General features: G+C 33.1%; 16 protein-coding genes. 9 read left to right on the forward strand and 7 right to left on the reverse strand.

Going from position 1 to position 24,322, the window contains the following annotated elements:
* Positions 1 to 129: 129 nt before the first annotated feature.
* The 7 genes from HNV08_RS03250 to HNV08_RS03280 form a co-directional block, all read right to left on the reverse strand.
* Entirely contained in the window at positions 130 to 405 is a 276-nt protein-coding gene (locus tag HNV08_RS03250; protein WP_173279704.1) for a F0F1 ATP synthase subunit epsilon, read from the reverse strand.
* Positions 406 to 479: 74 nt separating this feature from the next.
* Positions 480 to 1,988, reverse strand: coding sequence for a F0F1 ATP synthase subunit beta (gene atpD, locus HNV08_RS03255; protein WP_173279705.1), 1,509 nt, complete (start codon positions 1,986 to 1,988; stop codon positions 480 to 482).
* 192 nt (positions 1,989 to 2,180) lie between these two features.
* Positions 2,181 to 3,764, reverse strand: a complete 1,584-nt coding sequence (locus HNV08_RS03260; RefSeq protein WP_173279706.1) for an SGNH/GDSL hydrolase family protein — start codon at positions 3,762 to 3,764, stop codon at positions 2,181 to 2,183.
* Between the two features lie 10 nt (positions 3,765 to 3,774).
* Entirely contained in the window at positions 3,775 to 6,507 is a 2,733-nt protein-coding gene (locus HNV08_RS03265; RefSeq protein ID WP_173279707.1) for a TonB-dependent receptor, read from the reverse strand.
* A gap of 175 nt (positions 6,508 to 6,682) precedes the next feature.
* Complete coding sequence (glmS, locus tag HNV08_RS03270) at positions 6,683 to 8,530, reverse strand: glutamine--fructose-6-phosphate transaminase (isomerizing) (RefSeq protein WP_173279708.1); 1,848 nt, start codon at positions 8,528 to 8,530, stop codon at positions 6,683 to 6,685.
* A gap of 11 nt (positions 8,531 to 8,541) precedes the next feature.
* Entirely contained in the window at positions 8,542 to 10,248 is a 1,707-nt protein-coding gene (locus tag HNV08_RS03275; RefSeq protein ID WP_173279709.1) for a DUF4270 domain-containing protein, read from the reverse strand.
* Between the two features lie 5 nt (positions 10,249 to 10,253).
* The gene (locus HNV08_RS03280) at positions 10,254 to 11,069 is read right to left on the reverse strand and encodes a glycogen/starch synthase (protein WP_173279710.1); all 816 of its coding nucleotides are present in this window, start codon (positions 11,067 to 11,069) and stop codon (positions 10,254 to 10,256) included.
* A gap of 110 nt (positions 11,070 to 11,179) precedes the next feature.
* On the opposite strand from HNV08_RS03280, the gene panC reads away from it, so the two are divergent.
* The 9 genes from panC (at position 11,180) to HNV08_RS03325 (ending at position 24,089) form a co-directional block, all read left to right on the forward strand.
* Positions 11,180 to 12,031 carry a pantoate--beta-alanine ligase gene (gene panC / locus HNV08_RS03285; protein WP_173279711.1) on the forward strand — a complete coding sequence of 284 codons (852 nt, stop codon included), beginning with the start codon at positions 11,180 to 11,182 and terminating at the stop codon, positions 12,029 to 12,031.
* A gap of 13 nt (positions 12,032 to 12,044) precedes the next feature.
* Positions 12,045 to 12,395, forward strand: a complete 351-nt coding sequence (panD, locus tag HNV08_RS03290) for an aspartate 1-decarboxylase (protein WP_157363412.1) — start codon at positions 12,045 to 12,047, stop codon at positions 12,393 to 12,395.
* Between the two features lie 4 nt (positions 12,396 to 12,399).
* Positions 12,400 to 13,359 (forward strand): lysylphosphatidylglycerol synthase transmembrane domain-containing protein, encoded by a 960-nt coding sequence (locus HNV08_RS03295; RefSeq protein ID WP_173279713.1) that lies wholly within the window; start codon positions 12,400 to 12,402, stop codon positions 13,357 to 13,359.
* Positions 13,360 to 13,396: 37 nt separating this feature from the next.
* Positions 13,397 to 14,545: an alpha/beta hydrolase gene (locus HNV08_RS03300; protein ID WP_173279714.1), complete on the forward strand. Its 1,149-nt coding sequence runs from the start codon at positions 13,397 to 13,399 to the stop codon at positions 14,543 to 14,545.
* Positions 14,546 to 14,623: 78 nt separating this feature from the next.
* Positions 14,624 to 15,820: an alpha/beta hydrolase gene (locus HNV08_RS03305; protein ID WP_173279716.1), complete on the forward strand. Its 1,197-nt coding sequence runs from the start codon at positions 14,624 to 14,626 to the stop codon at positions 15,818 to 15,820.
* On the forward strand, positions 15,807 to 15,959 hold the full coding sequence (locus HNV08_RS03310; RefSeq protein WP_173279717.1) for a hypothetical protein: 153 nt from the start codon (positions 15,807 to 15,809) through the stop codon (positions 15,957 to 15,959). Before HNV08_RS03305 ends, HNV08_RS03310 begins: the two co-directional genes overlap by 14 nt.
* A 128-nt stretch (positions 15,960 to 16,087) precedes the next feature.
* Positions 16,088 to 17,446: a DNA repair protein RadA gene (gene radA, locus HNV08_RS03315; protein WP_173279719.1), complete on the forward strand. Its 1,359-nt coding sequence runs from the start codon at positions 16,088 to 16,090 to the stop codon at positions 17,444 to 17,446.
* Between the two features lie 149 nt (positions 17,447 to 17,595).
* Positions 17,596 to 18,276: a hypothetical protein gene (locus HNV08_RS03320; RefSeq protein WP_173279720.1), complete on the forward strand. Its 681-nt coding sequence runs from the start codon at positions 17,596 to 17,598 to the stop codon at positions 18,274 to 18,276.
* Between the two features lie 320 nt (positions 18,277 to 18,596).
* On the forward strand, positions 18,597 to 24,089 hold the full coding sequence (locus tag HNV08_RS03325) for a LamG-like jellyroll fold domain-containing protein (protein ID WP_173279721.1): 5,493 nt from the start codon (positions 18,597 to 18,599) through the stop codon (positions 24,087 to 24,089).
* Positions 24,090 to 24,322: the final 233 nt, after the last annotated feature.

The raw sequence follows: 24,322 nt of genomic DNA on the forward strand, positions 1-24,322 counted from the left end.
AAGACTGCTTTGTTGTTAGAACAAAGACTTAAGACTTGAAGAAATAACCGAATTGAACACCAAAAAATTAAACATAAAAAAAGCGCGAAAAATTAATTTCGCGCTTTTTTTATTTATATAATGATTGAATTAATCTGCTAAAATAATGAGCTTATTATCTTTCATTTCTAATGTTCCAGAATTGATAGCTAACCAAACGCCTTTATCAGATTTAGTGAACTTTTCTTCAACCTCTTTTTTAAGAGTAACAGAACCAGCAACTTTTACATGTCCTTCCTTAAGAATAGAGACAATAGGAGCGTGGTTGGTTAACATTTCAAACTCACCATTTACGCCAGGAACCGTTACTGAAGTAACTTCTCCGCTAAATAATGTGGCTTCTGGTGATACAATTTCTAAATACATATCTTTTAGTTGTTTGTTGTTAGTAGATGGTTGTTGGGATAACTGATAACCAACAACTATAAACTATTAACCAATTATGCCTCAGCTAACATTTTCTCTCCTGCTTCAATAGCTTCTTCAATAGAACCTTTAAGGTTAAATGCCGCTTCTGGTAAGTGATCTAATTCACCATCCATAATTTGGTTAAAACCTTTAATCGTTTCTTTAATATCTACTAATACACCAGGAATACCAGTAAACTGCTCAGCTACGTGGAAAGGTTGTGATAAGAAACGTTGTACACGTCTTGCTCTACCTACAGCCATTTTATCTTCTTCAGATAATTCTTCCATACCTAAGATGGCAATAATATCTTGTAATTCTTTATAACGTTGTAATAACTCTTTGACACGTTGTGCACAAGCATAGTGCTCATCACCTAAAATTTCAGCAGTAAGAATTCTTGATGTAGAATCTAATGGATCTACAGCAGGATAAATACCTAACTCTGCAATTTTACGAGATAATACGGTTGTTGCATCTAAGTGAGCAAACGTTGTTGCTGGAGCCGGATCCGTTAAATCATCCGCAGGTACGTAAACCGCTTGTACAGATGTAATAGATCCTCTTTTTGTTGATGTAATACGTTCTTGCATTGCACCCATTTCGGTTGCTAATGTTGGTTGGTAACCTACCGCAGAAGGCATACGACCTAATAGTGCAGATACCTCAGAACCAGCTTGTGTAAAACGGAAGATATTATCTACGAAAAATAATACATCTTTTCCTTGTCCTTCACCAGCACCATCACGGAAATATTCTGCTATAGTTAATCCTGAAAGCGCTACACGAGCACGAGCTCCAGGAGGCTCATTCATTTGTCCGAATACGAAAGTTGCTTTAGAATCTTTCATTATTGACTTATCAACTTTTTGAAGATCCCATCCGCCTTCTTCCATAGAATGCATAAAGTCATCACCGTATTTAATAATACCAGACTCTAACATTTCACGAAGTAAATCGTTTCCTTCACGTGTTCTTTCACCAACACCTGCAAATACAGAAAGTCCACCGTGACCTTTTGCAATATTGTTAATCAACTCTTGAATTAATACTGTTTTACCTACACCAGCACCTCCAAATAAACCAATCTTACCACCTTTTGCGTAAGGCTCAATTAAGTCGATTACTTTAATACCAGTAAATAAAACTTCAGTAGATGTTGATAAATCTTCGAATTTAGGAGCTTGTCTGTGAATCGGTAAACCTGCATCACCCGCTTTAGGTAAATTACCTAATCCATCAATAGCATCACCAATGACATTGAAAAGACGTCCGTAAACATCATCACCGATTGGCATTTGAATTGGAGCACCAGTTGAATGAACTTCCGTTCCTCTGCTTAAACCATCTGAAGAGTCCATAGCAATTGTACGTACAGTATCTTCACCAATGTGAGATTGTACTTCTAATACTAATTTTGAACCATCTTGGTTGTTAATTTCTAATGAATCATAAATCTTTGGAAGCTCTGCACCAGCAGCGAATTCTACATCGATAACTGGGCCTACGATTTGTGCAACTTTACCTGTAACTTTTGACATTACTTATATGTTTTTGTTTTGCAATAGTTTAAATGCGAAAAATCAGCTTTCCCAACCAAGTTGAGTACATGCGTTTTTCGCGCTGCAAAGATAGGAGTTTTAATTTAAAAACCATATCAAAATTTTGGCTTTTTTAAGCACGAAAAACGCTCCCAATTTGAGAGCGTTTTTATTATTGTATTTTATCTAATTTTACTGTAAAGTTGGCGGGTAATTCGTTGGGTAATTCCCAATGTTTAATAAGTTACCTGAAGCTTCAAAGTTAGAGCCATATGTGGCATCTATGGCTTTCATAAATTCATTAGCTAATAGTGCGTAACCTCTAGCTGTTGGGTGAACGCCGTCTAATGAAAATGCACCTCCTGTTACTAAACTCGATGTTAAAATAAAATCTCCATCAGCATACCCGCTATTATGTAATTGTTGCATTAACGAATTTGCATCTACAAAAGCAAATCCTGCAGATGATGCTGCAGATTGTAATGTTGCGTTAAAATTATCAGTTGCAGTTATTATTTCTGCTTGTTCTTCTGGCGTTAATACCCACTTATCTGCTAAAGGGATTGCAACACCATTAACAGTTGTTGGATTTCCTGGTATAGCCTCTGTACCAATAAAACTAGAGGCAGGTAATACTAATAAATCATCTTCAGTGGCTTGACGCATGCTAACCAAAGCAGCGTTTATTGCTGTTAAATCCGTTAAATTTTCATCCATAATAACAACAGCATTGCCAGCACCTTCCGTAAAGTAAATTTTTCTCTTAGCTATTTCGGCTGTTGCTAATTCCTCTGATGACATACTATCAGTAGGCGGAAAGAAAAAAGCAAGTTGAGCAGGATTAGCCATAAGAAATGCTAATGTTGCATCAAGTCCTCCATTGTATGCGCCGTAAGCACTTGCACTATTTAAAAAGCCTGCTGTGGCCGCATCTAGAGGCACAGGATTATGTGGAACTGTAGTAAAATGCGGTATTGTTGTTACATAAGGAATGTTTGCCATTACGCCTTGTGCACCAGTCGCCTGTATTGAATTAACAATAGCTCCTATAGTTTGGTCAAAACCTACACCTGGAGGGCCATCAATTGGAGTTATAGCTGCAACAGTTTGGTCGCCACCAGAAGTTGCATAACCTAATACGTCGTTATTTCCAATCCATAAAGAAATAAATGTTGGTTGTTGTGCTAATGCATCTCCTAAAACAGTTGCATTTGGAGCAGAAGCCATACGAACATAATACGGGTTAGCGGTCGGAGGCGTTGTTAATAAGTTGCCAGGATTACCATAACCATCATATAACAAATGATAACTTGCAGCACCAGGAACTCCCATATTATTTTGACTGCCAACAGAAGGAGCAAAGGCCTCTGTTGTAGAAACAGCTGGTAAACCGGCTGGTCCTGATCCATCAAAATATAGTCTAGGTCCAAAACTACCATCGGCATTTTGCATTCCACCAAAAAGTAATCCTCCAATATTATCATTCATTAACGGCTGCGTAAAACTCCCACCACCTACTAAACCAAATTTTTGTGATAACATATTTGGCATTGAGTTTTCTTGTCCTTGAATAAACAAGGCATTATCTGTAAAACCTGCGGTTAAGGAGTTACCAATAGATACATAATTTGAAAAATTGGCAGAACCAGCTGTTAATTCTGGTAACACAACAACTTCAATAGGGTTATCTAATTGGTCTTCAAAATCACTTTCATCATTACATGCTGTAAAACCTATTAGGACAGCTGATAGTAATAAATATTTTATATTTTTCATTTTACGTTTTTTATAAGTTATTAATTGTCCAAGAGATGTAATACATAGATCCTATATAGCCTGAACCAAATATTGTGAAATATTCTTTTCCTCCAATATTTGTACCTCCTACTTTAACTATAGATTTTAAACTAGGAATTTTGTAATTGATTTGTGCATCTACAGTGTGGAATTCAGGTACTATACCATCTCCAAATGTCGCTTGCCAGAAATAATCATCACTAAATTTGTACGCCACGTTAAAACCAAAGTTTTTGAACAACTCTGTATTACCAAAATGTGCTTTAAACTTATGTTCTGGTGTATTAAAATTCGTTTCAAAGTTAGGGTTTGCTGCTTGGTCAAAATCTTGTTTTGTGAAGGTGTAACTTCCGCCTAGATCATAATCACCAAATATTTTTGCTGATAACCCGATAGATGCACCATAAGAATTAACATCTGCTTCAGAATTGGTATAGGTGCTATAAGTTCTAAAATCACTATTAGCTATAGCTGCAATTGCTGAGCCATCGGCTACTGATCCATATAGTGGAGCAATAACAACTTCAGACGAAATAAAGTCTTCATATTTGTTATAATACGTGCTAAAGTCTACAGTTAACTTATTAATTTTTCCTCTATATCCAATTTCAAAAGAAGTAACTTTTTCTGGAGAAACAAGATCTGGGTTGGCAATCTCTAAAACGGTAGGGTCACCTGTCGCGCCTAATTGTTGTACAGAAGACGCCGTATATGAATTGTTATATGCTGCTGCACCTGTTTGTGTATAAGTATTGCCATCATTGGCTACAAAATCTCTAGAATAACGATCTAAGTTATCTGGTGATGAACCTACTAAAATGGCTCTACCAGCGTCTAAACCAATAAATAAATCTTGCGTTGTTGGATTTCTAAACCCTGTTTGAGCAGATGCTCTAATATTATGGTTCTCATTTAAAGTTAAGCCTAAAGAAAGTCTTGGTGATACAAAACCGTCAAAAAACTCAGATTTGTCATAACGTGCGGACGCTGTAACTTTTAACGCCATTAAGTCATTTAATTCTAAGTTTTTCTGAATTTGAGTATAAACGCCATATTCACTATATTTTATTGGTCCGTCGAAATCCGTATAAATAGAACCTAATGAATTTAGATCATATTGTCTAAATGATCCACCAACTTGTATATCGGCAAAATCAATGAGTTCACTAAAATTGTAATTACCATCAGCATGATAGTATTTTGATTGATCTTGAAATTTAGAACCTGTCGCTAAGTCTGGATCTTGAATAATTCGGTTAAAAGCATTGTTAAAATCATCTGATCCTGGTTCAAATCTACCGCTTTCTGCGGCAGCTCTTGCTGCAGCATGCGCTTGTTCATCAGTAGCACCACCACCTAAAGTTGCAGCGACGTAGGTATTAATATAATCACCAAACCAGTCCTCATCACTTTTCCATGCTCTGTTAATATTGATTCCTGTAAAAACCATATCGTAAGAGTCTCCGGCTCTATCTGCTACAACATAACCTCTTAAAAAATAATTATCATTCTTTAATTCTAATTTATGTTGTTGTTGGAAAAACCCATCTATATTATAACGGTTAGTACCTTGGTATATCGTTGTACCAGTACCTACTTTACCGACATATTGTATTTCAAAATTGCTATCAGTAATTGGGCGGTAATATAAGCCCCAATCTGCTTTTACACTTTCAGCTTTATGCTCTGTTAAATCACGTTCATTATATCCTGTTCTACTTACAAAAACATCTGGCACTATTCCTGTACCACCAGCTAAATCATTTAAATTAGCTGAAACTTCATCACCGTAAACATTGATACCATTGTAATTTCTATTTGTTGCTCTTGTACCACCTGGTAAATCACTATCTACTTCACTTGTGGCAGCCCAATCTTTACCGTGTAAGTAACCAAAGTTAACTTTTGCAGCAAATTTATCACTAAATTTATAGGCCATTCTTACACCTAAGTCAGTGTAAGCATTATCTCCTGCGGCTTCTTGAGAAGTAATACCTCGTTTTACAAACGCACTAATACCTTGATGGTCAAAAGGGCTTTTACTTTGCATAAATAGAATACCGTTGAACGCGTTTGCACCATATAACGCAGACGATGCTCCAGGTAATAATTCTACACTTTGTACATCTGTTTCGATCATACCTACCAAGTTACCAATTGGGAAATTTAGAGCAGGCGTAGAGTTGTCCATGCCATCTACCAATTGCATAAAACGAGTGTTTGCTGTAGTTGCGAAACCTCTAGTATTAACAGATTTAAACGTTAAACTACTTGAGTTTACATCAACACCTTTAAGGTTTTCTAAACCACCATAAAAGTCAGCAGAGGCTGTGTTTTTAATTTCTTTTAAACCAAAACGTTCCACGGTTACTGGTGATTCAAATATACGTTCTGGCGTACGTGATGCAGAAATTACGACTTCATCGAGTTCATTTCCTTCTTTTAAAGTGACATCTATCGTTTGGTTGTTTGATGTGACTTCGAACGTTTGAGATTCAAATCCGGCATAACTGATTTGGATTGAAAATGGCGGATCTTGACTAACTGTCAATGAATAGTTACCATCAAAATCGGTTACGGTACCAGAACTCGTACCTAAGACGACAATATTTGCTCCAGGTAAGGGTAAACCGGTATTGTCTTTAATTTGTCCTTTTACTGTGGTTTGTGCAAAAGATACCACGCAAAAAAGCATTGTGAAAAGCTTTAAGATTGTCTTCATTTTAGAAAATTAGTTAATTTATTAGATGACCAATTTAATTAAATATATGATAATTCGGTAAGAAATCTGTAAAAAATTATGCGTGCATAGGAAAATATATAAAAATAAACGCCTTAAAATTGAGAAATTGTCAATTTTAAGGCGTTTTAATAATAATTTAATAGTGGAATACGGGCTATTCTACCGTAACAGATTTTGCTAGATTTCTTGGTTGATCAACATTTTTATCTAATAATACTGCAATATGGTATGATAATAATTGTAACGGAATTGTTGTTAAGAGCGGTGTAAGACACTCTAATGTCTCAGGTACCTCAATAACGTGATCAGCAAGTTCTTTTACACTTACATCACCTTTAGTTACAATACCTATTATTTTTCCTTTTCTAGATTTTATTTCTTGAATATTACTTACCACTTTTTCGTAATGACCCTTCTTAGTTGCAATCACAAATACAGGCATTTGTTCATCAATTAAGGCAATAGGTCCGTGTTTCATTTCTGCAGCTGGATACCCTTCTGCATGTATGTAAGAAATCTCTTTTAATTTTAAAGCACCTTCTAAGGCGACAGGGAAATTAAATCCGCGTCCTAGATATAGACAGTTTTTTGAATCTTTATAAATTTCGGCTACAGATTTCACATAAGCATCAGATTTTAACGCTTCTTCAACTTTTCCAGGAATGGTTTCTAATTCTATAAGATGATGTCTAAACTCAGAACTAGATAATGTCCCTTTTGCTCTAGCCAAACGTAAAGCCATTAAAGTTAAAACTGTAATTTGTGTAGTAAATGCTTTTGTTGATGCAACTCCAATTTCTGGTCCAGCGTGCGTATAAGCACCTGCATCAGATTCTCTAGCGATAGACGAACCAACGACATTACATACTCCAAATACGAATGCGCCTTTAGATTTTGCTAATTTAATTGCGGCTAACGTATCTGCGGTTTCACCAGATTGCGAGATGGCAATAACAACATCTTTTTCGGTAATTACTGGGTTTCTATATCTAAATTCTGAAGCATATTCTACTTCTACCGGGATTCTAGCCAAATCTTCAAATATATACTCAGCAACTAAGCCTGCATGCCATGATGTACCACATGCTACTACGATTATTCGGTCTGCGGCTAAGAATTTTTTCATATTATCCTCAACGCCGGCCATTTTAATAATGGCTTCATTACTTAATAATCGTCCTCTAAAGGTATCTAAGATTGCTTCAGGTTGTTCATAGATTTCTTTTAGCATAAAGTGATCATAGCCACCTTTTTCTATTTGCTCTAAGTTTAACTGTAACTCTTGTACATAAGGATCAACTAAGCTGTCGTTTTTTATTTTTCTAATCTTAATATCCTTACCTCTTCTGATTATAGCCATTTGCTCATCTTCAAGGTAGATCGCATTTTTAGTATATTCTATAAAAGGCGAAGCGTCACTGGCTATAAAGAATTCGTCATCACCAACACCAATAGCCAATGGACTACCAAGTTTTGCAACAACTATTTCATTTGGTTTGTTTTTATCGAAAACCGCGATAGCATATGCACCAACCACTTGGTTTAAGGCAATTTGTATAGCTTTTCCGAGTTTTAAATTTTCATTTTTCTTGACGTCTTCAATGAGATTTACAAGTACTTCTGTATCTGTATCTGATTTAAAGGTGTAACCACGTTTTATCAATTCTTTTTTTAGGGAATCGTAATTTTCAATGATACCATTATGAATAATTACAAGATCTCCGGAATTAGAATAATGAGGATGCGAATTTACATCATTAGGCACACCATGTGTAGCCCATCTTGTATGGCCAATTCCTAATGAACCATCTATTGATATTTCGTTTTCTAATTTTTCTTTTAGATCAGCAACTTTTCCTTTGGTTTTAGAAAGTTTAATTTCTTTTCCATCGTAAAGCGCAATACCAGCGCTGTCATAGCCACGATATTCTAATCTTTGTAGTCCTTTAATTATTATAGGATAGGCTTCTCTATGGCCAATATATCCAACAATTCCACACATAGGTTAATTTTTTAGTTATTTGGTTCTGTATAATAAATTTCTAAATATACTTTTTTACTGTCATCATTAGTGTTATTACCATGTAATACCACACCTCTTGGCGATATTGTAGAACTTGCAGGTACTGTAAAATCAATGTCAGATGCGGTTTGCACTTTTCTCTGTGCAATTGATTCTTCCAGATTAACATTTAAAGAAACAGACAAACCTAATTCTATGTTAGTAGAATCTCTTAATAATAAATTATTAATATGATCTGTAATTTTAAATTTATATTTTACACCTGCACTTGTTGGGTCATCTTCATCAACACGTTCTAATGGACCAAGGTGATTTACTATTGAGAACGAAGGTAAAGTATTATTAAGACCATCTAAATAATAATCTATCAACGGTGAGTTATTATCTATATCATACAAATAGAGGCGATTAGGTTCGTTGTTCTGCACAATATCTTGGTCAACATAAAAAACTAAATTGGCTTCATTCACTAAACGTTTAGAGCTAACAAATTCATTATTTTCAAGGACAACAAAATCAGATCTGAATTTTTCAAAATTTGATATACCTGCTTCTTCATCGTACATGCCTTGAAATAATTTAACACCAGCTATCGCTCCTTGTCCGCCTTTTAAATAGATTTTACTGTCTCCAGTTTCGGAATTCCCTTCAGTGATAGATTGTGAAAAATCGTTATCAAAAAAGTTTATTTTATTTGGAGAAAAATTAAGGACATACGTACCTGTATTTGTTGTTTCTTCTTCGGTACCATCATCATTCACAGTTGTGGTAGTGTTTTTATAATACACCGTAACATTGGCAGTTGTACTATTAGTATTTAAAACAATAAAGCTTCCATCACCTGCATCATTAGGTTCTACTTTAAAGTATAGCCCTCTAAAGTAGTCTGCAAAGTTGTTTTGACTACTTAAAACAGCATCGCCTTCTTTGTCTAGTATTTTGGTTTGCCAAAATGTTGGGTCTAGCCTAATTCTAATGCCTGGTGCTTGTCTTTCTATAACTTGAGGTAAATCATCATCGTCATCATCATCTTCCTCTTCTAATACAAATACATCACTATTTATGGTAATATTGTTATTAGAGCTTTCATAATACGAGGTTTGAGGCTCATCTAAAAAAATGAGTTCTTCGCCTTCTAAATTAGATATCATTTCAGAATTAGATGCTGTTTTATTAGAGAAGTATGCCTGACTTTCATTAAAATCACCAGCTGGGTCAAAATCTCTGATAAAGTAGTTGTTTTCAAAGATTCTAAGTTTTATGTTTTTATAAGTGTCTGATTTCGGTATAATTGAATCAATATCATAAATAACGTTACCATCGTCATCAAAATCAATTGCTGTATTAAAAAAAGGCATTGTTACAACTACGGAATCTATGGTTGCGTTATCCCCAAATTCTGGATCTACTGTACTTGGAGCTAATTGCGTAACAAAGCTTGCTATTGTTCTTCCATAAATGTCATCGTATATACCTAATGTACTTAAGCCAGAACCAAAATCATTAGTTTGTACTGGTCCTAAAGGTTTGGTGTAAGTAATAATATCACTTGAGGCAATTTCAACACTGAAGTTGGTTGCATTGTCGGAATTAATAACGTCGGACTCAATTGTAGCAAAGTCATTATCACATGCAATGAAACTGCATGCAAGTAATACAAATGCAAATAAATTTAAGGCTAATTTGTTTTTTTTCATAGTATTTAGTTACTGTTAAGAACAGTATTGGTGTAAAAATCAGTATAAGGATCTGCAAATTCTTCAATAGAAAAATAGTCTAAAACTGGTTTTGATAAATCACTTAAATAAGAATCTAATTCATCAGGTAAATCTTGTGAACCTCTTATAATGGCGTCTGAATTATCAATCGCAATTTTCATTAAATTATTATAATTGGGTTCATCTAATAGTTTAGTAGCTTCCGTGCTCAATCCGTCAAAATTAATTTTAGAGATCATGTCTTTATCTAACGCACCTTCAAATGATTGATTGTATACAGAGGTTACAATTTTACTTTCCGTAAATAAAGGTTCGGTTTTGTAAAATTCTTTTAAATATAAAGGGAGTAAAGAGGCTAACCAGCCATTTACGTGAATAATATCTGGAGCCCAATTTAATTTTTTAACGGTTTCTATAACCCCTTTAGCAAAGAAAATGGCGCGTTCATCGTTGTCAGAAAATAGTTTTCCGTCTTCATCAGTCAATGTCGCTTTTCGCTTAAAATAATCTTCATTGTCTATAAAGTAAACCTGAATACGTTCTTTTGGAATTGAGGCGACTTTAATTATTAATGGCATATCTAAATCATTAATAACTAAATTGATACCAGAAAGTCTAATGACTTCGTGTAATTGATGTCTTCTTTCATTAATATTACCAAAACGAGGCATAAATATTCTAATCTGACCTCCTTGTTTGTTTACCATTCTAGGCGCTTCAAACGACATTGAAGAAATCTCTGTTTCTGGTAAATATGGAACGACTTCCGAGGACACATATAATATTCGTTTATCTTTCATAAATCTGCTTCTTTTGAAAATTAAGAGTAAAAAACATGCAAAATTACAAAATTTTGGGCAGATTGCTAGTATTATATTATGTTTGCACGCGTTAATTTTTTGTTAGTACCGTGAAAAAATATCACAATAAATCCGAATTATCACATTATCTAGATAATTTAAGGGACGATGGAGTTACGATTGGGTTTGTTCCTACAATGGGAGCATTGCACAATGGTCATTTGTCATTGGTCAATACAGCCCTTGATGAAAACGACTTTATTGTGGTTAGTATTTTTGTAAATCCAACACAGTTTGATAATCAAGAAGATTTAGTAAAATATCCGAGAACATTAGAGGAGGATATTAATTTATTAAAATCCGTAAGTAAAGATAAGATCTGTGTTTATGCGCCTACAGTAGAAGATATCTATGGTAAAGACATTGTGTCTAAATCCTTTAAGTTTGATGGTTTAGAACAGCAAATGGAAGGAGCATTTAGGGCAGGTCATTTTGATGGTGTTGGGACTATTGTAAAGCGATTATTTGAAATAGTAGAACCAAAAAAGGCCTATTTTGGAGAGAAGGATTTTCAGCAATTACAAATCATTAAAAAACTAGTAGAATTGTACAATTTGCCCGTTAATATCGTTGGCTGTCCAATTCATAGAGCCAAAGATGGTTTGGCAATGAGTTCTAGAAATACAAGATTAACCAAGGCTCATAGGGCAGAAGCCCCTTTTATTTATAAAACGTTACAGTCGGCCAAAGCGAAATTTAAAACCAATAGCGCTCAAAAAGTTACAAAATGGGTAGAAGCTCAATTTAAAAAAAACGAACTTTTAGAATTAGAGTATGTTATTATTGCAGATATTAGCACTTTGAAACCTGTGAAAAGGAAATCATCAAAAAGGTTATATAGAGTATTTATTGCAGTATATGCAGGCGATATTAGACTTATCGATAATATAGCATTAAATTAATTATCTTTGTAAAATGCAAATACAAGTTGTAAAATCAAAAATTCACCGTGTAAAGGTGACAGGAGCAGCATTAAACTATATTGGTAGTATTACTATTGATGAAGATTTAATGGATGCGGCAAACATTATTCAAGGTGAAAAGGTTCAGATTGTAAATAATGACAATGGTGAACGTTTAGAAACGTATTGTATTCCTGGCCCTAGAAAAAGTGGAGAAATCACACTTAATGGCGCTGCAGCACGAAAAGTTGCTATAGGAGATACTTTAATTCTTATTACCTATGCTTTTATGGATATTGAAGATGCTAAAGTATTTAAGCCATCTTTAGTGTTTCCGGATGAGGCTACAAATCTTCTAAATTAAGAAATTGCCTAACCCAAAATCCATCCTAAAAGTTGTAGTTCCTCTTCTATTAGGCGTAGGATTAGTGTGGTATTCTTTATCTAAAATTTCAATTCCTACATTGGTTCAGTATTTTAAGGATGCGAACTATTTTTGGATAATTTTAGGTGTCGTATTGGGTATTTTAAGTCATATGTCTAGAGCATATCGTTGGTTGTTTATGGCAGAACCATTGGGTTATAAGCCAAAATTTGCCAATAGCTTTATGGCTGTATATTCTGCGTATTTAATAAACTTTACAATTCCAAGAGCAGGTGAAATAGCGAGAGCTTCCATTTTAGTGAATTATGAAGGCATTCCTTTTGATAAAGGTTTTGGTTCCATCGTTGCAGAGCGAATCGCAGATACAATAATGTTATTGGTAATAATTGCAATAGCGTTTTTCTTAGAATTTGAATTCATATTTAATTTTTTTACCTCAAAGTTTAATCCTAAAATGCTCTTTGTTTTAGGTGTTGTATTGCTTCTCGTCGGTTTTGTGGTGTTTATGTTTATCAGAAAAAGTCGAGGTAAAATAGCACTCAAAGTAAAGGCCTTTGTCGCTGGTCTTATTGAAGGAGTTTTTAGCATTTTTAAGATGAAAAAAAAATGGGCATTTATAAGTCATACCATCTTCATATGGCTTATGTATGTTCTAATGTTTTATGTAACCACCTTTGCGTTGCCACAATTAGAACACATTTCTATGGCAGCGATATTAATTGGTTTTATACTAGCAAGTTTTAGTATTGCGGCTACAAATGGTGGAATTGGTTCCTTTCCTGAAGCTGTAGTTATAGCATTTCTATTATTTGGCATGTTAGAAGAGCCAAGCAGAGCATTTGGTTGGATAATGTGGTCCACGCAAACTTTAGTAATTATTGTGTTAGGTGGTTTATCGTTATTATATTTGCCTATCTATAATAGAAATAAAACAGCAGCTTAGAAATATTTTTTAACTTGCTAATTTGATTAATATCATTATGAAGAATTTTTACCTACTACTTATAAGTCTGTTTTTTGCGTTTAATCTTCAAGCGCAAGCGATTTATAAAACCATAGATTCTTATAAACTTGAAGGAAAACGCGAATTAAAAATTCAGTTACCAAGAAATTATAATCCAGAAGAGAAACGAACCTATCCTTTAATTGTAGTTTTAGATGGAGACTATTTGTTTGAGCCTATAGCAGGTAATATTGATTACCAGTCGTATTGGGAAGACATACCAGATTGTATTGTAGTAGGAGTTAAGCAAGGGAGTACTAGAGATGATGATTTCTTTTATGATGAAGAGACTAATTTTCCGGCACAAGAAGGTGCGGCATTCTATGAGTTTTTGGCAGCAGAATTATTACCATATATTGAAGATACTTATAAAGCTTCAAACTTTAGAATTATTGTTGGGCATGATCTAAGCGCTAATTTTATTAATTATTATTTATTTAAGGAGCAGCCACTTTTTAGAGCATATGTGGCTTTAAGTCCCGATTTTGCTCCAGAAATTAAAGACAGATTAAAACAACGATTTGAAATTTTACAACAAGAAACCTTTTATTATTTAGCGACAGGAGATGCGGATTTAAAAAGTCTAAGATCTTCAATTATAGAAAGTGATTCTATTTTTTCCTCCATAGAAAATGAAAAATTACTCTATAAATTTGATGACTTTGAAGACGCTAACCATTATGGTTTAGTAGGTAGAGGAATTCCGAAAGCTTTAAATCAAATATTCGGACTTTTTAAACCCATAAATGCAAAAGAGTATAAAGAAAAAGTGCTGACCTACGAAGGTTCTCCTTACGATTATCTGGTTAAAAAATACGAAGACATAGAATATTTCTATGGATTTGAAAAAAAGTTAATTGAAAACGATATTAGAGCTATTGCCGCAGCAAGTAATAAAAAAGATGATTTAGAATCCTTAGAGAAGTTAACAAAGCTGGTTAAGAAAAATTTCCCAAAATCAATGCTAAGTTCTTATTATTCAGGTATGTTGTATGAAAAAGAAGGTAACTTAAGAAAAGCCTTAATTCAATATAAATCTGGGTTATTGTTACAGCCATCTCAGTTTATAGATAAGGAAATTATGCTCGAAAAAATGTACGATACGCAAGAAGCATTAAACGATTAGGTGTATTTCATCGAAAAAAATTGACTATTTGACGATAATTAACTATGTTTGGTGTCCCAAAACTAAACCTACTTAATTATGAGAAAAACTATTCTAGTAGTTCTTACTTGTTTTATTTGTGTGTTGTCCTATGCGCAAATTACCTACGAAGAGATTTCTTCCTCGCGTTTAAATTCTAAACGTCAATTAAAGATAAAATTACCTACAGATTATGATTCAAAGGCAGATAAAAAGTATCCGCTTATTATTGTTTTTGATGGTGATTACTTATTTGAGCCTGTAACTGGCCAGGTAGATTTTCAAACCTATTTTGATGATATGCCAAGCTCTATCGTAGTTGGTGTAATGCAAGGAGAGGAACGTGTATACGATAGTTATTACGAACCACAAACAGGCTTACCAACAGAGTCTGGTATACGATTTCACGAGTTTGTGTCCGAAGAATTATTACCATATTTAGATGGTAAATACAAAACAAGTAAATTTAGAGTAGCTGTAGGTCATGATATCATGGGTAATTTCATAAACTCATATTTATTTAAAGAAGAATTAGAGTTTCAGGCTTATGTATGTATTAGTCCAGATTTTGTAGGTTCGTTGAGAAATTTTGTTTCAAAACGTTTAGCGCTTTATAAGACAGATGTTTTTTATTACATGGCGACTGCAGAAAAAGATATACCAGAAATTAGAAAGAACATTATATCTACAAATGAATTAATTGAAGCTGTTGAAAATAAAAACTTAACCTATTACTTCGATGATTTTAAAGGCGAAACACATTATACCTTGGTTACAGGAGCAATATCTAGATCTTTTGATAAGATTTTTTCAATTTACAATCCGCTTAGGGAAAAAGAATTAGAAGAAAAGGTGTTACCATATGAGGGAACTTTAGATGAATATTTAGTTGATCGCTATAAAAGAATAGAAAAACTATTCGGAATTGAAAAAGATATCAGTGAGGAAGAATTAGAAAAAGTAGCAAAAGTAGCGGAACAAAGAGAAGATTATAAATCGTTATTTAAGTTAGGGATATTAGCCAATAAACTACATCCAGAAACCTTATTGGGAACATTTTATTTGGCACAGTCTGCTGAAAAATTAGGAAAAACTAAAAAAGCTAAAAAGTTATATGAAGATGCTTTAACCTTAAATGACGTTAGTCATATCAATAGAGATTTTATATTTTCTAAAATAGATGAATTAGCATTAACCTTGGTTGATGTAGATGAAGAAGACACAGAAGAAGACGTTATTGAGGATGAAGAAAAGTAAAAAGCATAAGATGTCTACAGATTATTTTTTTGAACATATTTTTAAAAAATCAAAGCATTTTTTAATATCTAATTGGCCTTCAAAAATAGCTGCAATAAAAGTTTTAGCGATTGTGTCTTGGTTTAAAGACATCAACTAAAACCTTGTTTGCTTAAAAACAGGAGTCACTTGATATAAATATAGATTGCCTCCAACATTTCGTTTGAAGAAATTCTTTAATTTAGCTGTTCTTAACTAAATAGATTGCTGTTTGTTCAGCACAAGAACATGGCTAAAGTAAAAACAACTTTTTTTTGTCAAAATTGTGGTAGTCAATATGCCAAATGGCAAGGGCAATGCACGTCTTGTAAGGAATGGAATACCATTGCTGAAGAAGTGATTCAGAAACCCGAAAAAAGCGATTGGAAAACGCCAACATCTATTTCAAAACGAGCTTCTAAACCATTATTAATTAATGAAATTGATACGTCTCAAGAAGCGCGTTTAGATATGCAAGATGGCGAATTTAATCGTGTGCTTGGTGGCGGCATGGTTAATGGATCGTTGACCTTATTAGGCGGTGAGCCAGGTATAGGTAAAAGTACGCTCTTACTTCAAATCGCCTTAAAATTACAATACAAAACACTATATGTTTCTGGCGAAGAAAGCCAAAAACAAATAAAAATGCGTGCAGAACGTATTAATCCTAACAGCAATAATTGTTACATCCTTACAGAGACTAAAACTCAAAATATCTTTAAACAGATTGAAGCTTTAGAGCCAGATATTGTGGTGATAGACTCAATTCAAACCTTGCATAGCGACTATATAGAATCTTCTGCAGGAAGTATTTCTCAAATTAAAGAATGTACAACAGAACTTATAAAATTTGCTAAAGAAACATCTACACCAGTTTTATTAATTGGTCATATTACAAAAGATGGACATATTGCAGGTCCAAAAATTTTAGAGCATATGGTAGATACGGTTTTACAATTTGAAGGCGACCGAAACCATGTATTTAGAATTTTAAGAGCCAATAAAAACCGTTTTGGTTCTACTAACGAACTTGGTATTTACGAAATGCAAGGGTCAGGGTTACGCGAGGTTTCTAATCCATCTGAGATATTAATTTCTGAAAAAGATGGCGAGCTTTCTGGCAATGCCGTTGCAGCAACGTTAGAAGGATTGCGACCATTAATGATTGAAGTACAAGCATTAGTAAGTACAGCAGTTTACGGTACACCACAGCGTTCTGCCACAGGATTTAATGCCAAACGTTTAAATATGTTATTAGCGGTTTTAGAGAAGCGTGCAGGATTTCGTTTGGGAGCAAAAGATGTTTTTTTAAATATAACAGGAGGCATCACAGTTGACGATCCTGCGATAGATTTAGCGGTTGTTGCAGCTATTTTGTCTTCTAATGAAGATGTCGCTTTAGAAAGTGATTATTGTTTTGCTGCAGAAGTCGGTTTGTCTGGAGAAATTAGACCAGTACAACGTGTTGAGCAACGCATTTTGGAAGCCGAAAAATTAGGCTTTTCGACCATTTTCGTCTCTAAATACAACAAAATTGCTCTAAAGGATACGGTTATTAAGATTCAATTGATATCTAAGATTGAAGACTTGGTAGGATTTCTGGTTTAAAAATTCCTCTGAAAGCAAGAGTCTCAATAATGGGAATTAACTTGGTATTTTAATTTTTTTATGGTTTGTACATAGTTTGAGTATACAAAACAAACCTTGTCTAAACGTTTTTGGTTAGATGTTTGATACAATACCTCTAAAATTAAAACATGAAACGATTAGTGCTTATTTGTATTTTAATGTGTTTTTTTTCGTGTAATGAAAAGGAAGAGCAATTAGAAAAAGAATTACATAAGTTAACGATTCAAAACCATTCACTTCAGTCAAAGGTTGATTCTTTAGAGAACATACCAGCTATAAAATTTGAATCATTATTACAAAAAGATGTCTTAGCAGATTCTTTAAGAAAAAGTCATATAAATGATTTTATTCCAAATTATAGACTGAATAAAATAAGGACCCAAGACTCAGTTTTAATAGAAAAATATATTGAATTCGCAAAAAATAATAAGCAATCGTATTTGTCTACTTATGCGCTTGATAGAGTTCAAGATATTAAAATAAAAAGAAAGCAAATTAAGATTAATGATATTGTTGGCTCATGGCAATGGGAAGGAGTTACCAATCTTATGAATCCTTTAAAAGGGACAAAAAATGAGCATATTGTATTTAATACAAACCAAACGGTAACGTTTTACAGAAATAATAAACGGGTTTCAGAAGAAACATTTGAAATTGAATATCCAACCCGTTTTCCTACTAGAAATTATATAAGGTTTTCTAAACGCGGAATATATGCTATTGCACTAAAGAAAAATGGAATACTAACGTTAACGAAAGGTGTAGGAATCTGTATGGACTGTGGAACACATATTTATAGAAAACAATAAATATTTATTAATACTTTGATTAAAAGTACATATTCAAAATAGAATTAATAGTATATACGAGTTAATATACCTGTAGTAATTGGAAGTCAAATATTGTAAGGCATTATTAAATTCTGCGTCTAAGATAATATACAATAATTGAAATATTGAGAATAGGATTCAATAAAAACATTTATTTTGTAAGTTTTATGCTACAAAAATGTATTATATCGAAAAAAATTAATGTTTTATCGATGACAATAAGAATAATATTTTTATAATTGTAATTAAAACACTGATGACTGCCCCTCAAGTCTATCTTAAATTTATGCTATTAATTTATGAAAACTTTTGCTATTTCTGTGTACAGAAACGCCATATTGTTTCTAGTCGCCTTGTTTTTTACTTCGCATATATGCGCTCAGTATTGTACACCAACCAATATTAATAATTATAATATTTATTATATTTCAGAGGTATCATTTGGTACAATGAATAATAGTAGTAATGGCGCTACTGGAAACTATGTAGATTATTCTAATACATCTACAATAAACGTTAACGCAGGCGAAACTCTTACAGGTTCAGTTAAGGTTGTATTAAATGGGTGGAATACGAGTACCCATACACTTGCGTTGTGGGCCAATTTTAATTCTAATGATGATGAAGATTTTGAAGATAGTGGAGAGGAATTTATTTTAACCTTTCAAGATTTTAATAATACAGGAGGAACAAAAGTAGTCGAAGTACCGGTAAGTATTGCTATACCTGCAAGTGCTCAAAATGGTATTTCGCGTTTAAGGATAGGATTAAGAGATGGTTCAGAATCTGGCTATAACTCTTGTAATTATAATTATAAAGCAGGAGAAGTAGAAGATTATAATTTAGATATTAGTTCTGGAAATAGTGGAGGTGGTTCATCGGGTTCTTCAGAGCCACAGTTTTGTGATATAGATAATATAGGTTCTTATAATACGCTGTATATTTCTAATGTAGATATAGGTTCTATTAATAATAGTACAGCGGGAGTAACAGGGGATTTTACGGACTATTCTTCAAGTATACCTTCGGAAGATATTTTTATAGGAGAAACATTTACAGGTACCGTTAGTGTTACTTTAAATGGATGGAATACTAATACTAATACAGTTGCAATATGGCTAAATTTAAATGAAAATTCAGATGATGATTTTGAAGATGCAGGAGAACAATTTTTATTTACGTTTCAAGATAATAATAATTCGGGAGGTACTAAAGTAGTCGATGTGCCCATTAATATTTTTGTACCTAATAGTACAGATGAGGCTGTTTCGATTTTACGAGTTGCAGTAAGAGGCGGAGCAAATACTAGTTTTACTTCTTGTGATTTTGACTATACAAATGGAGAAGTAGAGGATTATTTAATAAAATTTGGTACTAGTACGCCAGAACAAAATATTGCATTATATGGAAATTCTCAATCTATCGTTAATGGTTCTTCTACCACCACTGAGGCTAATTCAACAAATTTTGGCGTTGAAGATATAAGCTCTGGTGTTAGCTCTCACATCTTTGAGATTAAAAATAATGGAAATTTAGACTTAACTTTAACTTCTCCTTATATAAGTATATCAGGAGATTCAGAATTTACAATAATTAATTATCCTAATACGTCAAATTTAGTATTGTCACCAGGAGAGTCAACAACATTTACTATTGGTTTTAATCCTACTTCAGAAAATAGTTTTGCTGCTACTTTAAATGTTTATTCAGATGACCCAGATGATGCCGTTTTTACATTTTTAATTGAAGGAGAAGGTGCACAATTGTATAATGATACAGATGGAGATGGTATTGCGGATATTTATGATTTAGATGATGATAATGATGGTTTATCAGATGCGTACGAAGCTTCTTTATGCAATTCGAGATCAGTCGCAAATCAAACGTATGTTTATTTTTTAAATGAAACTTTTGGTACAGGTACAAGTAGAACAGAAATAAATGGTCAGTATGTTGGGGCAACAACGGATTATTGTTTTGAAGACGGTTCAGGGGCTAATTGTCCTGATCCAAGTAATTATCACAATCCAAGTGTTAATGATGGAGATTATACAGTATCTTATACTATACACAATAATAATGGTAACAATAATGATGATCTTGCAATATGGGCAGAGAGCGATTGGTCTACAGGAAAAGACCATACGCCTGGTGATGTAAACGGAAGAATGGCCGTTTTTAATGCAAATGAAGATCCGAGTGTTTTTTATAGTCAAGAAATAATTGGTGCAACACCAAATGTAGATATTGAATTTGGTTTCTATGTTGTTAATTTAGATAAAACGGAAAGAATAAATCCGAAAATCCGTATTACTGTTTACGATCCTAATGGTAATGTTATTTCTAGTGGACTTTCTGATGAAGTTCCGCCTTCTGATGGTAATTTAGAAGGAGATTGGTACCTTATAGATCTAACAGCTTTTCAAACTTCATTTACAGATTTCACTATAGAACTCCGAAATGAAAATATAGGAGGATTGGGTAATGATTTGGCTATAGATGATATTTATGTTAGACAATTGCTTTGCGATTTAGATGGTGATGGTGTTGCAGATATACTAGATTTAGATAATGATAATGATGGTATCCCAAATGTAGTAGAACTAGGTTTAGTTGATGATAATAAAGATGGTACAGTATATGGTGACAGCACCAATACTTGGGTGGATCTAAATGAAAATGGAATGCATGATTCTTATGAAAATATAACTCCTTTAGATTCAGATGGAGACGGTACACCAGATTTTATTGATTTGGATAGTGATAATGATGGTGTTTTTGATAGCGTAGAGTATGATGGTTTAGGAGATATAGATGTTAATGGAGATGGTCTTGGCGATGGTTCAGATTATCAAGATACAATTGCTAATGTTCTCAATGATGATCAAGATGGTGATGGTATTCTCCCTTTGATTGATGGTAATGATGATGACGATGATCACGAAACTAATGCTGATCATGGAACTTTAGGTTATAACGATCCTGTTGATACGGACGGAGATGGTGTGCCTGATTATATTGATATTGACAGTGATGACTCCAGTAATGATGTGTCTAATGGAAGTGATATAGAAAGTGTTTTAATATTTTCTAATTATGATAGTGATAATGATGGAGTAATAGATGGTACAAACGATTCCGATGGAGATGGGATTTTAGATGCTTTTGATTCAGATACTAATTTATTTGGATCACCAAGAGATTTTAATGATTCGTTCAGCTTGTATTTTGATGGGAGAAATGACTATGTTGAAGAGGCTACAAATATTATACATGGCTTAAATAAAGTCACTCAAATGGCATGGGTAAAGTTAGATTCAGACTATAATTCAGTTGGAGCTATTACTGGTCAAACGCATTTTTGGCTTTATATTGATAATAACAGAAGGTTACAAGTTGAAATTAATGGAAATACTTTTAATGTTGGTTCTGCAAATGCTATAAATTTAAACGAATGGTCGCATATTGCAGCGGTTTATGACGGCCTTGCGTCAGATAAAAATCTGAATGTATATATAAATGGATTACATGTTTTTAGTTCTAATTCTGTAACTGGAAATATTATTAATGAAGTGAATAATGTGACCTATAGAATAGGTAGAAAACCTTTTGATACTGGAAATCAAAGCTATTTTAAAGGAGAAATTGATGAAGTAAGAGTGTTTAACACTAATCTTACCGAAGAAGAAATTCAACGTATTGTTTATCAGGAATTGGATGAAAATGAAAATTTTAATAAGGGAAAAATAATACCAAAAGAGATATCAAATAATTCTATTGGTAATAACTTGTTGAGATATTATAAAATGGATACGTTTAAGGATGATATAACAGATGATAAAGTAACTTTTGTTATTGAAAAAGGGACTGGAGCTAAATTATACAATATAAAACAAATCTTTCTTCAAACTGCGCCACTTCCTTATAGAACGATAAGCGATGGAGATTGGACATTAAGTGATGTGTGGCAATTTGGTAATGTTTGGGATATTGAAAACGTTACAGACTTAAAGCCTTGGAGCATTGTAGAAATAGGTAACAACATTAACTTAGAAGAGTCAATTAGTAATATAGGATTAATCATACAGTCTAATGCAAATCTAAATATTGAAGCAAATCAATTGGTTAATAATACTTGGTACTTAGAGTTAAATGGCACTTTAGATTTACAAGGAGAATCACAACTAATTCAAACCGATGAAAGTGATTTGGTAACCTCTGTAACAGGTAGAATTAAACGTAGACAAGAAGGGAATTCTAGTGTTTATTGGTATAACTATTGGTCTTCGCCTGTTGGTGAATTAAGGGCTACGACGTTAATAGATGATAATAAAAACAACAACAACACAAATAATACTGATTTTAAGTTAGAAATGTTAAAAGATCAAAATGAAGCAGATGTTTTATTTACGAATCAATATCATGAAACAGGAAAGATTAGTAGATATTGGTTGTATACTTATAAAAACGGAATATCATATTACGATTACGAGTCTATTGATGAAACAACAACTTTGGAATCTGGAGTGGGTTATACGCAAAAAGGAACAGGAACAACAGAGACTAATCAGCAATATTTGTTTGAAGGTAAACCTAATAATGGCACCATTCTAGTTAATGTTACAGATGTTGGAGGGAATGGTTCTGTACCTTCGGTTTCTAAAACAGACTTTCTATTAGGTAATCCGTACCCTTCAGCTATTGATATCCATCAATTTATAGATGATAACGTTGGTGTTATAGATGGTACTCTTCAGTTATGGCAACAATGGAGTGGGAATTCTCATGTTTTAGATGAATATAATGGAGGTTATGCTCAAGTGAATAAAACAGGATCAACAAGGGCGTACCAATTTGTAGGTATTACTGGAGACACTAACGGTGAGCAAAATGGCACAAAAACACCTACTAGATATTTGCCAGTAGGACAAGGTTTTATTGTGGAGATTTTGAATAGTGGAAACGTAACTTTTAAAAATAGCCAAAGAGTATTTATTAAAGAAGAAGATGCTAATAATTCCTATAATAATGGTAGTGTTTTCTTTAGAGGAGTAAGTCCAAGTGAAGAGAATACAGCCAAAAATGCTAATGGCGAAGAAAGTTTAATGCAAAAAATTAGAATAGAGTTTAATTCTATAAATGGACCTTCTGTAAAAAGAGAATTGCTTTTAGGCTTTAGCACAGAAACTTCAGATGACTATGATTATGGTTATGAGGCAAAAAATGTTAGTAATAATGAGGATGATTTAAATTTAATTTTAAATGATGAATTAATGACGATACAGGCATATGGTCCAATTACAGATGATAAGATAGTGCCTTTGAGTTTAAGGGCTTCCGGAGACTATAATTACGCTATTCAGATAACTGAGACTGAAAACCTTTCTGATGAACAACAAGTGTTTTTAAAGGATAATTTAACTGGTGAATATTTTGATTTAAAAAATGGATTACCATATGAGTTTTCTTCTGAAGTTGGCAATTTTAATAATAGGTTAGAACTCGTTTTTAAAAATGAATCAGAGACATTATCACAACTTGAAGAAACAATTTCGTCATTACAATTTTATTATGCTTTTAATAGAAATAAAGTAGTAATCCTAAATCCAAATAATGTTGACGTAAATAGTATAGAAGTCTATAACATAATGGGTCAATTAATCTATCAAACGAATAATATTTATCCAGGTGGTTATAATGAATATACATTGCCAGAAATTAGTGAAGGCGCATATGTAGTGAAAATTAAAACCAGAAATAGCAGTCTTTCGAAAAAAATAGTTATTAAATAAATACAAAAGGTCTTAAATCTAAAATTAAGGCCTTTTGTGTTTTATATAATTAGATGATATATAAATGAAGTCTGGTACTGCAACAAGAACGAAAAAAACAAAAGAACTGAAAAATTGAATACTTAATAAATCGTGGTATTGATGATTTAATTTGTCTCTACATTTTGTATGTTGTATAAGTCTTTAAAATCAATAAAAACGGGGAATCGTTGGGCTAATAATTGTATTTATGA

This window comes from Winogradskyella eckloniae (assembly GCF_013249045.1).
GTDB classification, from domain to species: Bacteria; Bacteroidota; Bacteroidia; order Flavobacteriales; family Flavobacteriaceae; genus Winogradskyella; species Winogradskyella eckloniae.

Coding starts and splice junctions, on each gene's coding strand:
- HNV08_RS03275 (WP_173279709.1), bottom strand. CDS start 10,248: ATGAAAAAAAACAAATTAGCCTTAAATTTATTTGCATTTGTATTACTT.
- HNV08_RS03305 (WP_173279716.1), top strand. CDS start 14,624: ATGAGAAAAACTATTCTAGTAGTTCTTACTTGTTTTATTTGTGTGTTG.
- HNV08_RS03280 (WP_173279710.1), bottom strand. CDS start 11,069: ATGAAAGATAAACGAATATTATATGTGTCCTCGGAAGTCGTTCCATAT.
- radA (WP_173279719.1), top strand. CDS start 16,088: ATGGCTAAAGTAAAAACAACTTTTTTTTGTCAAAATTGTGGTAGTCAA.
- glmS (WP_173279708.1), bottom strand. CDS start 8,530: ATGTGTGGAATTGTTGGATATATTGGCCATAGAGAAGCCTATCCTATA.
- HNV08_RS03325 (WP_173279721.1), top strand. CDS start 18,597: ATGAAAACTTTTGCTATTTCTGTGTACAGAAACGCCATATTGTTTCTA.
- HNV08_RS03260 (WP_173279706.1), bottom strand. CDS start 3,764: ATGAAAAATATAAAATATTTATTACTATCAGCTGTCCTAATAGGTTTT.
- HNV08_RS03320 (WP_173279720.1), top strand. CDS start 17,596: ATGAAACGATTAGTGCTTATTTGTATTTTAATGTGTTTTTTTTCGTGT.
- panD (WP_157363412.1), top strand. CDS start 12,045: ATGCAAATACAAGTTGTAAAATCAAAAATTCACCGTGTAAAGGTGACA.
- HNV08_RS03300 (WP_173279714.1), top strand. CDS start 13,397: ATGAAGAATTTTTACCTACTACTTATAAGTCTGTTTTTTGCGTTTAAT.
- HNV08_RS03310 (WP_173279717.1), top strand. CDS start 15,807: ATGAAGAAAAGTAAAAAGCATAAGATGTCTACAGATTATTTTTTTGAA.
- atpD (WP_173279705.1), bottom strand. CDS start 1,988: ATGTCAAAAGTTACAGGTAAAGTTGCACAAATCGTAGGCCCAGTTATC.
- HNV08_RS03265 (WP_173279707.1), bottom strand. CDS start 6,507: ATGAAGACAATCTTAAAGCTTTTCACAATGCTTTTTTGCGTGGTATCT.
- HNV08_RS03250 (WP_173279704.1), bottom strand. CDS start 405: ATGTATTTAGAAATTGTATCACCAGAAGCCACATTATTTAGCGGAGAA.